Consider the following 13,063-nt stretch of genomic DNA (forward strand, 5'->3'; position numbering starts at 1 on the left):
AGAAAACTCAATTAACAAATCAAGTTTCCATCTATTTATAATCCATTTGGGAATTATTATCATTCAATAGAGTAAAATGAAAACAAGTGTTAATAGGAAATACGGAACAAACATAGGGCAAAGGTAGGAATGAGGGGAATACGAAGTAAAGTTTTATCGCCCGCAGAGGGATTATAATCGACAAATGCCGGATAAATGTCGATAGAATCAGCACTTATCCGGCAACAACAGTCGCCATTATTAACGAAAAGCGAAAAAGGGTTGGTTTATGGTCAATAGTCAATTTGTGTCCTCTTCAGGAAGGCGACTGTTTTATGTATCTCCTTGTACATCACGATATCATCTTTCACAAAAGGCACTTCTTTCCGATAGGCATGAAGGAAACGTTCAAGAACGGGAGAAGTTTTCAGCGGACGACGGAAGTCGATGCCTTGTGCAGCATTCATCAGTTCAATGGCAAGGATATGTTCCAGGTTGTCCATCACTTTATAAAGTTTGGTAGCGGCGTTGGCGCCCATACTTACGTGGTCTTCCTGTCCGTTGGAGGAGACGATGGAGTCGCTCGAAGCCGCATAGCAGTACATTTTATTCTGGCTGACCATCGAAGCGGCGGCATATTGCGGAATCATAAAGCCGGAGTTCAGACCGGGGTTGGCAACCAGGAATTCAGGTAGTCCGCGGAGTCCCATAATCAGTTGGGAGACACGGCGTTCGGAGATATTTCCCAATTCGGCCAAAGCGATGGCAAGGAAGTCATAAGAGATGGCAAGCGGTTGCCCGTGGAAGTTTCCGCCGGAGATGATCCGATCTTCATCGGGGAAGATGGTGGGGTTGTCCGTGACGGAATTGATTTCAGTCAGCAATACGGAGGCAACGTAGCGGATGGCGTCTTTCGTGGCACCGTGTACTTGCGGGATGCAACGGAAGGAGTAGGGATCTTGAACGTGTTCTTTGTGACGTTCGATCAGTTCGCTACCGGCCAGTAGTTTGCGGAAGGCTTCGCCTGTCTCGATTTGTCCCTGATGGGGGCGGATTTGCTGGATGCAGTCCATAAACGGGTCGATACGACCATCAAAGGCTTCGAGAGAAAGGGCGGCTATGAGGTCGGCTTTTTTTGAGAGGCGGAAGGCTTTGAGCATAGCGAATACACCGTTGGCGCTCATAAATTGGGTGCCGTTAAGCAGGGCCAGTCCTTCTTTACTCATTAGTTTGACGGGTTCCCAGCCGAATTCGTCGAGTACGCTGATGGCTTCGCACTTTTTCCCTTTATAGTAGACATCGCCGACACCAATCAGGGGGAGGAAAAGATTGGCAAGCGGTGCAAGGTCGCCGGAGGCTCCAAGGGAGCCACGGTCATAGACGATGGGCATGACGTCATTGTTGAAGAAGTCGAGGATGCGCTGCACGGTGATTACTTGTACGCCGCTATGTCCTAATGAGAGGGCATGGGCTTTGAGAAGCATCATCAGTTTGATAATGACGGGGCGGATTTCTTCGCCTACGCTGCAAGCATGGCTTTTTATCAGGTTCTCCTGAAGCGTACCGAGTTCGTCGGGAGAAATATTTTTGGTACATAAAGAGCCGAAACCGGTTGTTATACCGTACAGCGGTTCTTCGGAAGAAGCTATTTTGTGGTCGAGATAGTCACGACATTTCTGGATGCGCAACTTGGCTTCGGGAGCTAGTTCCAGTTTCAGGTTTTCGTTGATAATTCGTTCGATGATTTCGAAGGTCAATGCTCCGGAACCGATATGATATACATTCTTACTCATACGCGCAGGTCTTGATTTACGGCATCCAACAATTCTTTTTCTCTCCGGCAGGCGGTTTGCTCGATTGTATCGGCTTCGGTTTGCAGTTGGAGGACAAAATCTCTGTCTTTGAGCGAACCGAGGTTGATACGGACGTTCAGCAAGGCTCCCAATACAGCGGAACGGGCGGCCATCATGGCTACACAGGCATCTGTGACGGCATTGCGGTTGCCCAAGCGGGCAACATCTGCTATGACGGACATCATATCCAGGGCTTTGCGGGCTACTTCCAACGGAACGAGGGCGGCTTGTTTGGTTGCTTCCTGAATGGCGGCACTTCGGGCGGCTTTCTCTTCGTCGGTTGTTTTAGGAAGTTTGAAGCAGGCAAAGACTTCGTTGTAGGCAGCGGAATCTTTATCAATAAGTGCAATAAATTCGTCCAGCAGACGGAGGGTGATAGTTTGTGCGTGCTGCATTACTTCTTCACTGGCTTCGTATCCCTTTTTTCCTACGGTGAGCCGTGCTACCATTGTGGAAAGGGCGGAAGCCAGTGCTCCATTCAAAGCGGCAATACTACCTCCACCGGGTACAGGGTCACTGCAAGCTACTTTATCTAAGAAATCTTTTACGGTTAAATCTGCTAACATGGTATTTTGTTTTAAGTGATTAATTGAGTCAACTATTAAGCGACGGGATACAGCATACCGCCTTTAATAGTCATGATTACACAGTTCATGCCTATATAATAAGGTAGAATATGATAGTTGTCGGAATTGAGAACGATAAAATCGCCTTGTTTGCCTACTTCGATGCTTCCGATCCGGTCGGCTCGCTGAAGGGCGGCAGCTCCATTCAGGGTCAGGGCGGTGATGGTTTCTTCGATGCTCATTTTCATATAGATGCAGGCCAGAGCAATGGTCAGCGGGATAGAACCGGAGAAACAACTGCCGGGATTCAGGTCGGTGGCAAGGGCTACCGCACAGCCGGAATCAATCATTTCACGACCGCGTGCGTAGGGTTCTTTCAGAGCAAAAGCGGTCAAAGGTAACAGGGTGGCTACTACTCCGGCATCGGCCATTGCACGGACGCCGGCATCGGAAGCGTGCAGGAGGTGATCGGCAGACAGTGCTCCCAGTTCGGCTGCCAGTTCAGCTCCACCGAGGGAGACGATTTCGTCAGCGTGGAGTTTCAACAGAAAGCCGTGTTCCTTGGCTGCCTGAAGCAGGCGGCGGGACTGTTCGATAGAGAAAACGCCTTGTTCGCAAAAGACATCACAACATTCTGCCAGTTCGCCGTCACGGACAAGGGGAAGCATTTCACGAATCAGGAAGTCGATGTATTCGTCGCTTCTTCCTGCATATTCTTCGGGAAGGGCATGGGCACCGAGAAAGGTGGAGACTATATCGACACGTTTATGCTCGGTGTTGTTCAGGCTACGCATTACCTTTAGCTGTAATAGTTCGGTTTCCCGATCCAGTCCGTAGCCGCTTTTACCTTCTACGGTGGTTACGCCCATTGTGCTCATTCTTTTCAGAAAGCCTTCGGCTGCTGAACGCAGTTTCAGGAAATTCATTTGCCGGGTGGCTTTTACGGTGCTTGCGATTCCGCCTCCCCGCTCCATAATCGACATATAGCTTTCGCCGTTCAGACGCCAGGAGAATTCTTCGGAACGTTCTCCGCCAAATACAAAATGGGTATGGGAATCAACGAAGCCGGGCAAGAGGCAGTGTCCGCGAGCGTTATAATGCCAGTAGTGTTGATAGTAACCGTCGCGGTCTTCGCCACGGTTCTCACCAACGTAGGTGATGATTCCTTTGGTGACTTCCACGGTTCCGTTCTCTATGACTTGCAGTTGGGACATTTCTTCGCCTTTACGGGCGGAAAAGCCGATGGGAGTTACGATACGGGCATTGAATATGATTAGGTTTTCACTCATAAATTATCCGAATTATCTTGGTTTATTCTTGTTTCATTCATCCTGCTTCTTGATCCGTTGTTTTTTATCAGGGCAGGTTCCCCTGTAAACATCCGTTCTGATTTGGATTGAATATTCGCTAACATATTTCTTTACCGGCTATTCCATGATACGGGCTTCCAAGACTTGTTGCATGGAAAAGTTTTCGAGTCCGAGATAATAGGAAGCTGTATCAATCAGGGCTTCCATCGGTACGAGACCAATGATTTCACTACCGACAATCGTAACACCATAGCGGCGGGCTTCGATACGTACCAGTTCGAAGGCGCGGTAAAGGGCAGTACGGGTATAGTCGGTCATGTTTATGGATACCTGGGTGATGTTTCTCTCCTTTAGCTCCACTCCCATTGCTTTCACATAACGGAGCCCTCCATTGATATGGCGGATATTCTTTGCTATCTTGGTAGCTATTTCCAGATTGTCCGTACTAAGATTGATATTGTAGGCTACGAGCGGCATACGGGCTCCGATGGCGACTGTACCTGCGGTTGGATGACGTTCGGCAGGTCCGAAATCTGGTTGCCATTCGGGTAGTTTGATTTTTTCGACCATGCCTTCAAATTCTCCTTTACGAACGGAAGCGAGATTTTCCCGATGCGACGCAGTTGCGGACTTCTCATACAGGAAGACAGGAAGATGATAGATCTCGGCTACTTTTGCGGCTACTTTCTTGGATAGTTCGATGGCTTCTTCCATGCTGGTATTCTTAATCGGGATGAAAGGGATGACATCTACCGCTCCCATACGGGGATGTTGCCCGGTATGCTGATTCAGGTCTATCAAACGGACAGCCACACCGACTGCTTCAACGATTGCTTCGTACAGAGCTTCCGGCTCGCCGACAAGAGTTACAACCAGACGGTTATGGTCTTCATCATTACTGTAATCAAGCAGTTTTACCCCGGCCTTAATACGGAAAGGGGCTACTATCTGATCTATTTTCTCTAAATCACGTCCCTCGCTAAAATTGGGGACGCATTCAATAATTTTATTCCAACTCATATCAAATATCTATTATTATAGAGGTTATATTCAACTGGATAACTATATGTTTTACATTAAACAAGTGCTCTTTACCAATAGTCCTTATATAATCAGGCACGGTTCACACGAGTTTCATACCGAATCACCGCATGGTTTATACTAAACAGCTATATGTTTAAACAGTTCCATATATTATGGGAATTTATTCTCTCATATTAAGAGAATAAATTCCCATAATATGTGATACTATTTTCCCACAATATATGGGACTATCTTCTTTATAAGTTCTTCGTCCGCTACATACGGCATTGTTATCTGATAGTCTCTTGCATGGGAGTCATTAAATGCTTCGCTTGTCTCCATCGCATGCGGATTACGCGCCCATGAGCGACGGGCTACTCCGCCCATCACATCCCAGAGCATTGCCGAACGAAGTATTTCATCTACCCGTTCGCTACCGTCGCATACCATACCGAAGCCGCCATTGACTGCTTTGCCAATACCGACTCCCCCACCATTGTGCAAAGCTACCAGGCTCATTCCGCGGGCACAATTTCCGGCAAAACATTGCACAGCCATATCTGCCATCACATTGCTTCCGTCTTTGATATTCGATGTCTCCCGGAAAGGAGAATCCGTTCCGCTTACATCGTGATGGTCTCGTCCCAGCATGATAGGACCTACTTCGCCCCGGCGGACCATCTCATTGAAACGGAGGGCTATGTTCATTCTCCCGACTGCATCCTGATACAGAATACGTGCCTGTGTACCCACCACGAGCTGATTCTTTTCGGCATCCCGTATCCAGTTGTAGTTGTCAAGATCCTGCCCACGCCGGTTGACGTCGATACATTCCATAGCTGCGTGGTCTGTTTTTATCAGATCTTCGTGTTTGCCACTCAAGCAAACCCATCTGAACGGACCGTAGCCATAATCAAAGAGTTGGGGTCCCATAATATCTTCAACATAGCTTGGCCAGATAAATCCGTCCTTTTCATCAACACCATTACGGGAGATTTCTTTTACTCCGGCATCGTATATGGCTTTCATGAAGGAGTTTCCATAATCAAAGAAATAGGTTCCGCGGGCTACGAGTTTCTTGATAACTTCGAAATGACGATGCAAGGATATATCTACCAAGTGACGGAATTGTTCCGGAGATTCGTGAAGAAGGCGTGTGCGTTCTTCAAAAGTTAGTCCGGCAGGGCAGTAACCGCCTTCGTAAACGGCATGACAGGAGGTTTGATCGGATAATAATTCAATAGGAATTCTTTCGCGTTCGGCATATTCGAGCAGATCTACGACATTGCCGTGATAGGCTATCGAGCAGGGTTCACGATGTTGCATTGCTTGAGATGCCATCCGGTATGCTTCGGCTATATCCGCAGTCACGTGTCCCACCCATCCCTGGCGGTGGCGGGTTTCAATACGCGAACTATCTACTTCGGCTATAATGGAGACTGCTCCTGCTATCTCCGCCGCTTTGGGTTGTGCGCCGCTCATTCCTCCCAAGCCGGAAGATACAAATAAATGTCCCCGCAGATCCTGGTCTTGGGGAATCCCCAGTTTCAATCGCCCGGCATTGAGGAGGGTATTGAAAGTGCCATGCACAATTCCTTGAGGACCGATATACATCCAGCCGCCAGCGGTCATTTGTCCGTAATTGGCAACTCCCATCTGGGCAGCAATATGCCAATCATGTTGATTGTCGAATTGCCCGATCATCATCGAATTGGTTATTATAACGCGGGGAGCATCGGGACGGGAGCGGAAAAGCCCTAATGGATGTCCGGACTCAATAACCAGCGTCTGTTCTTGGGTAAGTTCTTCGAGGTATTGTTTTATCAGTCGATATTGCATCCAGTTTTGGCAGACTTGTCCGGTTTCACCGTAAGTGACTAGTTCGTAGGGATATAATGCTATATCGAAGCAAAGGTTATTGTCAATCATTACCTGAAAAGCTTTGCCTTCAATGCATTGTCCCCGATATTCGTCAATCGGTTTGGCTTTCAGGTCGCCGGCAGGACGGAAACGGTATCCGTAAATCCGCCCGCGAGTGCGTAGCTCTTCCATCAATTCAGGAGCCAATTGTTCGTGCCACTCGGTAGGAATATAACGCAAAGCGTTTTTTAATGCAGTGATTGTCTGCGCCGGGGTAAGTGTATAACCACGGTCGGGAGCTCTCCGGATACCTTCTACAAAATCCGGATAAGGAGGTAGTGTGTTGCCAAGAGTTATTCTCATAATAAACAGAATTAAGGATTACAAACTGTAAGCAATACAGTCTTATAACTCTTCGCAAGATAGAAAAAAAGAAGATAAAAGACAAGAGATTTGACAGATTTATTATCAGAAAGGTATTATTACATTTACAGTTTGATAGAAGAACAAGACACAAGCGATGTCAAAACTCTCTTATGCTTTTATACAGGCACGAATACAAACCGTTTTGTCAAAACAGATAGATAGATCTTTCATTAAAGTAGATAGCAGGGGGCATTACGGTAAATAGCAAAACTATCATTAAAACAAATGGTGGAGCTTCACTAAAGCTAAAAATAGATTTTTCATTAAAATGAATGGAAGGATCATTGGTAAGAACCCTTTCATTAAAATAAAAGAGAATCTTTAGTAAAGCAAATAGCAGCCCCTTCTAAAATCAACGCTATGAAATCGGTGGAATTTGTATAACTAGCGTAACCCGCATCTCAATAATATCATTATATAGATGATTGTATTATTGATAGGGCTTTTCATACGATACCAACCGCAATTAATGGAATTATTTCTTTTGTTTATTCTGCAACTCTAACAGATATTTAAAAGTATGCTTTGCCTCCTGACTATCATCTTTCAAATATGCTTGTTTCAGTTCCGGATAATTCTTCAATAATTGCAGCATTCTATCTTTCCCCAGAAAGTCGACTTTTCCCGTTTCACCATTCAATTCATAGCAAACACGTTTTGTAACCAGACTTGAAGCGGCAAGAGCATCGCCTATATTTCCTCCTAGTTTTACATCATCTTCTTCCACAAAGTTGCCTCCGATGACTGATCCTAAAGGCATCGCACAAAAATAGATGTTTTTGCCTAACTGAACGGCAGGAGCATACCATGCTCCAAAACGCAATTTCTTATAGCGCAACTTACGACAGTTCAAATATAAATTTCCTTTTTCGTCACGCACAGCAAAACAACGCTTCTTCAAACGCCGGCACATCGACTCGTCATCACCGGCCGTTATCCGGTAATCAGCCCCTCCTGTTAATACAATCTGATTTCTGGAACGTTTTTCTACACGCAACACAGCAGTGGTATCGCCATGTTGAGTCAGCAACTCTTTCAGGTTGGAATAAATAATATTCTGCGCAATTAACGGAAGGCTAATCACGCTTATCAGCAAACATAAGATACATCCTTTCTTCATAAGCATCCTCCTTTCCTGTCTAACGCCTTTTCGAGTGGAAAGTTATAAATTTTAGCGGATAAATGCAAGAATGAGAAAAGAAATATTGAAAATTTCTTCCAGCTAACAACAACATTATCAAGACGAGTTATAATCCAAGCCCACACATCTTCCTACTTCCGTTAATAAACAGTAAATCTACTCTTGACAAAAACAAGCTCCTATCCCGACCGTTATGAATTATATTACCTTTGCGCAAAAGATTTAAATTTGTCATGGAAAAACTAGAACAGATCATTACCACATATCAGCAAATCATTCAGAAAACAGAACTGGAGTTACAGAATGCACGAAAACGTATCTATTATATAAGTCTTCTTCGACTTATCTTATTCGTAGGAGCCGTAGCAAATGCCATTATTTTTTGGTCTGACGGTTGGCTATGCCTCTCTGCATTCGCTGTCCTACCCTTTATCTTATTCATTTGGTTAGTAAAACGCCATAATTTCTGGTTCTACCGAAAAGACTTTCTGAAAAAGAAAATAGAAATCAACGAGCAGGAACTACGTGCCATACAATATGATTTTTCCGATTTTGACGATGGAAAAGAATTCATTAACCCGTCTCACCTCTACACTCTTGATCTGGATGTATTTGGCGAACACTCTCTTTTCCAATATATCAACCGCACCGCAACCCCTATCGGCAAGCAACATCTCGCAAATTGGTTCAATGCACATCTGGAGAATAAAGAAGCTATTGACCACCGCCAGGAAGCCATCCGGGAACTCTCCACCGATTTGGAATATCGCCAACAAATCCGCTTACTCGGATTACTCTATAAAGGAAAACCTGCCGATACCACCGAAATCAAAGAATGGGCAGCCAGTCCGAGTTATTATCGAAAACGTACGCTCCTGCGTATCCTCCCAATAGCAGTTACCGTCATTAATTTCTTATGTATAAGTCTAGCCATTTTAGGCATTATCTCGGCTAACATCGCAGGAGGAGTATTTGTCAGCTTTGTATTATTCAGTACTATTTTCTCTAAAGGAATCACTAAACTGCAAACAACCTACGGAGAAAAGCTGCAGATTCTTTCGACATACGCTGACCAAATTCTGCTCACTGAACAAAAAGAAATGCACAGTCATATACTACAAGAGTTAAAAGCGGACCTTACAAGTCAAAATCAAACCGCTTCTCAAGCAGTCCGCCAGCTTTCTAAACTGATGAACGCACTCGATCAACGAAGCAATCTGCTCATGAGTACTATACTCAACGGACTGATATTTTGGGAGCTACGACAGGTGATGCGAATCGAGAAGTGGAAAGAGATTCATGCATCCGACCTACCCCGATGGATAGAAACAATCGGAGAAATAGATGCCTATTGTTCCCTGGCAACATTCGCATATAACCATCCGGATTATATTTACCCCACTATCGCTGCTCAATCTTTCCACCTACAAGCTGAAGCCTTGGGGCATCCCCTAATGGATCGCAACCAATGTGTGCGTAACGGAATAGACATTGAAAAACGTCCTTTCTTTATTATAATCACAGGCGCCAATATGGCAGGCAAGAGTACTTATTTACGTACTGTAGGAGTAAACTATCTACTGGCATGTATAGGAGCTCCCGTTTGGGCAAAGCAAATGAAAATATATCCGGCCCGTCTCGTTACCAGCCTTCGAACCAGTGATTCCCTAGCTGACAACGAATCTTATTTCTTTGCAGAACTTAAGCGACTTAAATTAATCATAGACAAACTTGAAGCCGGGGAAGAGCTTTTCATCATCCTTGATGAAATACTGAAAGGTACCAACTCCATGGACAAACAGAAAGGCTCTTTCGCCCTTATCAAACAATTCATGCACATGAACGCCAACGGTATCATCGCCACCCATGACTTGTTATTAGGGACTTTAATAGAGTCCTTCCCACAAAATATCCGGAATTACTGTTTCGAAGCCGACATTACCAACAATGAACTCACCTTCTCATATCAAATGAGAAACGGAGTTGCTCAAAACATGAACGCCTGCTTCTTAATGAAAAAAATGGGGATCGCCGTCATTAACGACTAATCCCCATCTTCGTATGAAAATCAAAGTTATCTTTTACAGTAACATCTAAAACCTGTTTTATTTAGTAGCAGCAAACTCAATATAAAGTTTCAAACTGCATAGTTTTAATGTGTCGGAAAAAACAAAGTCAAACAGGTGTTGTAGATATATACTTATTGTATTTTACTTTTCGACAAAAAAGCGACTATCGCAGAAGCTTCTTCATTAGTGAAATACTGCACCGATGTTATTGGCTGATACGTGTAAGGTACAAATTGGAATAACTGTACAGCTGCAAACTTTTTATCAGCAGAAAGTATCACATCCATACGTATATTACCACTAGCCTCGCTTTTTATTTTCGAATCAGCGGAGAATGAACCCGAATTTACAAGATTCTTCAAAGCATCCATATGCTTCAAATCAAAGAATACACTATGCTCTTTAGCCACACTTTTTGTTGGTAAATAAACAACCTCCTTTGATTTCCAGAAAAGACGGAAAATTCCCATAAGAAATAAACCTGTCCCCAAAACCATCAAAGCCATACTGGTTGTAGAAGACTTGTCATCCAATTCGAATGTTGAAGCAAAAGCTAAAATACCAATCAATAACATAACAGAAGAGATTAAAACTCCTGAAACACTTATGCGTTTAGCGATATCGGGGTGTGTAGATGCAAATATAGTAGCATCAATCGTTTGAGTAGTTGCCATAATATTTAAAGTTTAATTTATTAGTAAAAATATAAAGATAAAAAGAAGTAGTATCACCAGTATACAGAAGATACCAGTAACCACAAAATAAACAATACCAATAAATATACTGCTAAATAATTATACGCCTCAAGGTGTATACATAGTATTCACTCGATGGCTGGCAATAATAGGAAGTTGTTGTATCATAAATCCGCCCCCAGTGTTGTGATAGTGAGCTCTCACGATCAGCACAACCTTGTAGCGCATTCTTTAAAGAAAAGAAATATTCTCCAAGCTGTACACGTTGAATACGTGTCACAGATATTTGATGGCTCTGCAAATTGGTCAATTCAGCCACAGGCTTACCCGGAAGATCGGGTGCACAGATTTCCCCACGCTGCCCCATAGCATATGTAATATCACACCCCTGCTTATCCACCATTCTTTCGGTAGAGACATTGCCTGCTATGCTATGAAAAGCAACTGTCAGCAACAGAAACAATATTACCTTTACAAATTTTGCCATATTCACCTGCAAATATAACAGATTCTCTCTATGAAAAGTTTAATTAGGATATATTTTAATGTATCTTAGTATTAATAAACGGCAGACAAACAAAAAAGGCTACCTTCGAAGGTAGCCTTTTTTATATCTATAAGAATAACTGTAAAATTATTCAGCCGATTCAGCTTTTGGTTCTTCAGCCTTAGGAGCTTCAGTTGCAGGAGCTTCAACAGCAGCAGGAGCAGCTTCAGCAGCTTTTTTCGAACGACGAGTACGAGTAGCTTTCTTAGCAACTTTTTCCTTAGCCATGTTTTCATTGTAGTCAACCAACTCAATAAAGCACATTTCTGCGTTGTCACCCAAACGGTTACCAGTCTTGATAATACGAGTATAACCACCCGGACGATCAGCAATCTTAACAGAGATTTCTTTGAACAACTCTGTTACTGCAATCTTATCTTGCAAGTTGCTAAATACAACACGACGAGAGTTCGTAGTATCTTCTTTAGACTTAGTAATCAAAGGCTCAACAAACTTCTTCAAAGCTTTCGCCTTTGCAACAGTCGTAGTGATTCTTTTGTGCTTGATCAAAGAGCAAGCCATGTTAGATAACATAGCGCTTCTATGAGAAGCAGTACGACCTAAATGATTGAATTTTTTATTATGTCTCATTTTTTATTCTTTATCTAATTTATATTTAGAAATGTCGGTTCCAAACGACAGATTCAGACTTTCCAGCAAATCATCAAGCTCGGTAAGCGATTTCTTTCCGAAGTTTCTGAATTTCAGCAGGTCAGTTTTGTTGAATTGTACCAAGTCGCCGAGAGTTTCTACGTCAGCAGCCTTCAAGCAATTGAGGGCACGAACTGACAAGTCCATATCAACGAGTTTAGTTTTCAACAGCTGACGCATGTGCAAAACTTCTTCATCAAACTCTTCATTGCCGTCAGTATCATTACTTTCAAGCGTGATCTTCTCGTCAGAGAACAACATGAAGTGATAAATCAGAATTTTTGCAGCTTCTTTCAGCGCTTCTTTCGGGTGTATAGAACCGTCGGTACTAATTTCAAGCACTAGCTTTTCGTAGTCAGTCTTCTGTTCTACACGGAAGTTTTCTACAGCATACTTGACATTACGTATCGGTGTATAAATAGAGTCGATTGGAATTACATTAACATCCGTGCAATACTCGCGATTTTCATCAGCAGGTACATAACCACGACCTTTGTTAATGGTAATATCAATCTGCATAGTTGACTTAGAATCTAAATGACAAATAACTAATTCCGGATTTAACACTTCAAATCCAGTCAAATACTTACCTATGTCACCTGCTTTAAATTCACTGGAATTCTCGACAGTGATGCTCACTTTTTCGCTCTCGAACTCTTCAACTACTTGCTTGAATCTCACTTGTTTCAGATTCAAGATAATGTTGGTAACATCCTCTTTTACTCCAGGTACACTAGAAAATTCATGCTCCACACCATCGATTCTGATAGTAGTGATAGCAAAACCCTCTAATGAAGAAAGAAGGATACGGCGTAATGCATTACCTACAGTAATACCAAAACCCGGTTCCAACGGACGGAATTCGAATTTACCGAATCTGGAGTCCGCCTCCAACATTAATACTTTATCAGGTTTTTGAAATGCTAATATCGCCATGAAATTA

11 protein-coding genes are annotated in these 13,063 nt (G+C 43.5%); 1 reads left to right on the plus strand and 10 read right to left on the minus strand.

All coding sequences use genetic code 11. The features are described 5' to 3' along the window. Window positions 1-272 precede the first annotated feature (272 nt). The 6 genes from hutH to HMPREF9009_RS01150 all read right to left on the minus strand — a co-directional run bounded on the left by hutH (window position 273) and on the right by HMPREF9009_RS01150 (window position 8,137). Complete coding sequence (hutH, locus tag HMPREF9009_RS01125; RefSeq protein WP_004313467.1) at window positions 273-1,772, minus strand: histidine ammonia-lyase; 1,500 nt, start codon at window positions 1,770-1,772, stop codon at window positions 273-275. Beyond that, window positions 1,769-2,398 carry a cyclodeaminase/cyclohydrolase family protein gene (locus tag HMPREF9009_RS01130; protein WP_049701230.1) on the minus strand — a complete coding sequence of 210 codons (630 nt, stop codon included), beginning with the start codon at window positions 2,396-2,398 and terminating at the stop codon, window positions 1,769-1,771. Before HMPREF9009_RS01130 ends, hutH begins: the two co-directional genes overlap by 4 nt. Before the next feature lie 35 nt (window positions 2,399-2,433). Further along, window positions 2,434-3,687 (minus strand): imidazolonepropionase, encoded by a 1,254-nt coding sequence (gene hutI / locus HMPREF9009_RS01135; RefSeq protein WP_044131451.1) that lies wholly within the window; start codon window positions 3,685-3,687, stop codon window positions 2,434-2,436. Window positions 3,688-3,825: 138 nt separating this feature from the next. Next, window positions 3,826-4,728 carry a glutamate formimidoyltransferase gene (gene ftcD / locus HMPREF9009_RS01140; protein WP_049701231.1) on the minus strand — a complete coding sequence of 301 codons (903 nt, stop codon included), beginning with the start codon at window positions 4,726-4,728 and terminating at the stop codon, window positions 3,826-3,828. Window positions 4,729-4,956: 228 nt separating this feature from the next. Then, window positions 4,957-6,954, minus strand: coding sequence for a urocanate hydratase (locus tag HMPREF9009_RS01145; protein WP_009040603.1), 1,998 nt, complete (start codon window positions 6,952-6,954; stop codon window positions 4,957-4,959). Between the two features lie 538 nt (window positions 6,955-7,492). Beyond that, the gene (locus tag HMPREF9009_RS01150; protein WP_004313462.1) at window positions 7,493-8,137 is read right to left on the minus strand and encodes a DUF6563 family protein; all 645 of its coding nucleotides are present in this window, start codon (window positions 8,135-8,137) and stop codon (window positions 7,493-7,495) included. Window positions 8,138-8,391: 254 nt separating this feature from the next. Here HMPREF9009_RS01150 and HMPREF9009_RS01155 point away from each other — a divergent pair, with 254 nt between their 5' ends. Next, window positions 8,392-10,206 (plus strand): MutS family DNA mismatch repair protein, encoded by a 1,815-nt coding sequence (locus tag HMPREF9009_RS01155; RefSeq protein ID WP_049701232.1) that lies wholly within the window; start codon window positions 8,392-8,394, stop codon window positions 10,204-10,206. Window positions 10,207-10,358: 152 nt separating this feature from the next. Here the strand turns inward: HMPREF9009_RS01155 and HMPREF9009_RS01160 are convergent, their stop codons facing one another. From HMPREF9009_RS01160 to HMPREF9009_RS01175, 4 genes are all read right to left on the minus strand, one after another. Continuing rightward, window positions 10,359-10,901: a hypothetical protein gene (locus HMPREF9009_RS01160; RefSeq protein ID WP_049701233.1), complete on the minus strand. Its 543-nt coding sequence runs from the start codon at window positions 10,899-10,901 to the stop codon at window positions 10,359-10,361. Between the two features lie 112 nt (window positions 10,902-11,013). After that, window positions 11,014-11,409: a hypothetical protein gene (locus tag HMPREF9009_RS01165; protein WP_004313459.1), complete on the minus strand. Its 396-nt coding sequence runs from the start codon at window positions 11,407-11,409 to the stop codon at window positions 11,014-11,016. Window positions 11,410-11,556: 147 nt separating this feature from the next. Further along, entirely contained in the window at window positions 11,557-12,060 is a 504-nt protein-coding gene (rplQ, locus tag HMPREF9009_RS01170; RefSeq protein WP_004313458.1) for a 50S ribosomal protein L17, read from the minus strand. A 3-nt stretch (window positions 12,061-12,063) separates the two neighbouring features. Continuing rightward, window positions 12,064-13,056 carry a DNA-directed RNA polymerase subunit alpha gene (locus HMPREF9009_RS01175; RefSeq protein WP_004296325.1) on the minus strand — a complete coding sequence of 331 codons (993 nt, stop codon included), beginning with the start codon at window positions 13,054-13,056 and terminating at the stop codon, window positions 12,064-12,066. Between the last annotated feature and the right edge of the window lie 7 nt (window positions 13,057-13,063).

The sequence above is a fragment of the Bacteroides sp. 3_1_13 genome (assembly GCF_001185845.1).
Taxonomy (GTDB): Bacteria; Bacteroidota; Bacteroidia; order Bacteroidales; family Bacteroidaceae; genus Bacteroides; species Bacteroides xylanisolvens.

Coding starts and splice junctions, on each gene's coding strand:
- hutH (WP_004313467.1), bottom strand. CDS start 1,772: ATGAGTAAGAATGTATATCATATCGGTTCCGGAGCATTGACCTTCGAA.
- HMPREF9009_RS01130 (WP_049701230.1), bottom strand. CDS start 2,398: ATGTTAGCAGATTTAACCGTAAAAGATTTCTTAGATAAAGTAGCTTGC.
- hutI (WP_044131451.1), bottom strand. CDS start 3,687: ATGAGTGAAAACCTAATCATATTCAATGCCCGTATCGTAACTCCCATC.
- ftcD (WP_049701231.1), bottom strand. CDS start 4,728: ATGAGTTGGAATAAAATTATTGAATGCGTCCCCAATTTTAGCGAGGGA.
- HMPREF9009_RS01145 (WP_009040603.1), bottom strand. CDS start 6,954: ATGAGAATAACTCTTGGCAACACACTACCTCCTTATCCGGATTTTGTA.
- HMPREF9009_RS01150 (WP_004313462.1), bottom strand. CDS start 8,137: ATGAAGAAAGGATGTATCTTATGTTTGCTGATAAGCGTGATTAGCCTT.
- HMPREF9009_RS01155 (WP_049701232.1), top strand. CDS start 8,392: ATGGAAAAACTAGAACAGATCATTACCACATATCAGCAAATCATTCAG.
- HMPREF9009_RS01160 (WP_049701233.1), bottom strand. CDS start 10,901: ATGGCAACTACTCAAACGATTGATGCTACTATATTTGCATCTACACAC.
- HMPREF9009_RS01165 (WP_004313459.1), bottom strand. CDS start 11,409: ATGGCAAAATTTGTAAAGGTAATATTGTTTCTGTTGCTGACAGTTGCT.
- rplQ (WP_004313458.1), bottom strand. CDS start 12,060: ATGAGACATAATAAAAAATTCAATCATTTAGGTCGTACTGCTTCTCAT.
- HMPREF9009_RS01175 (WP_004296325.1), bottom strand. CDS start 13,056: ATGGCGATATTAGCATTTCAAAAACCTGATAAAGTATTAATGTTGGAG.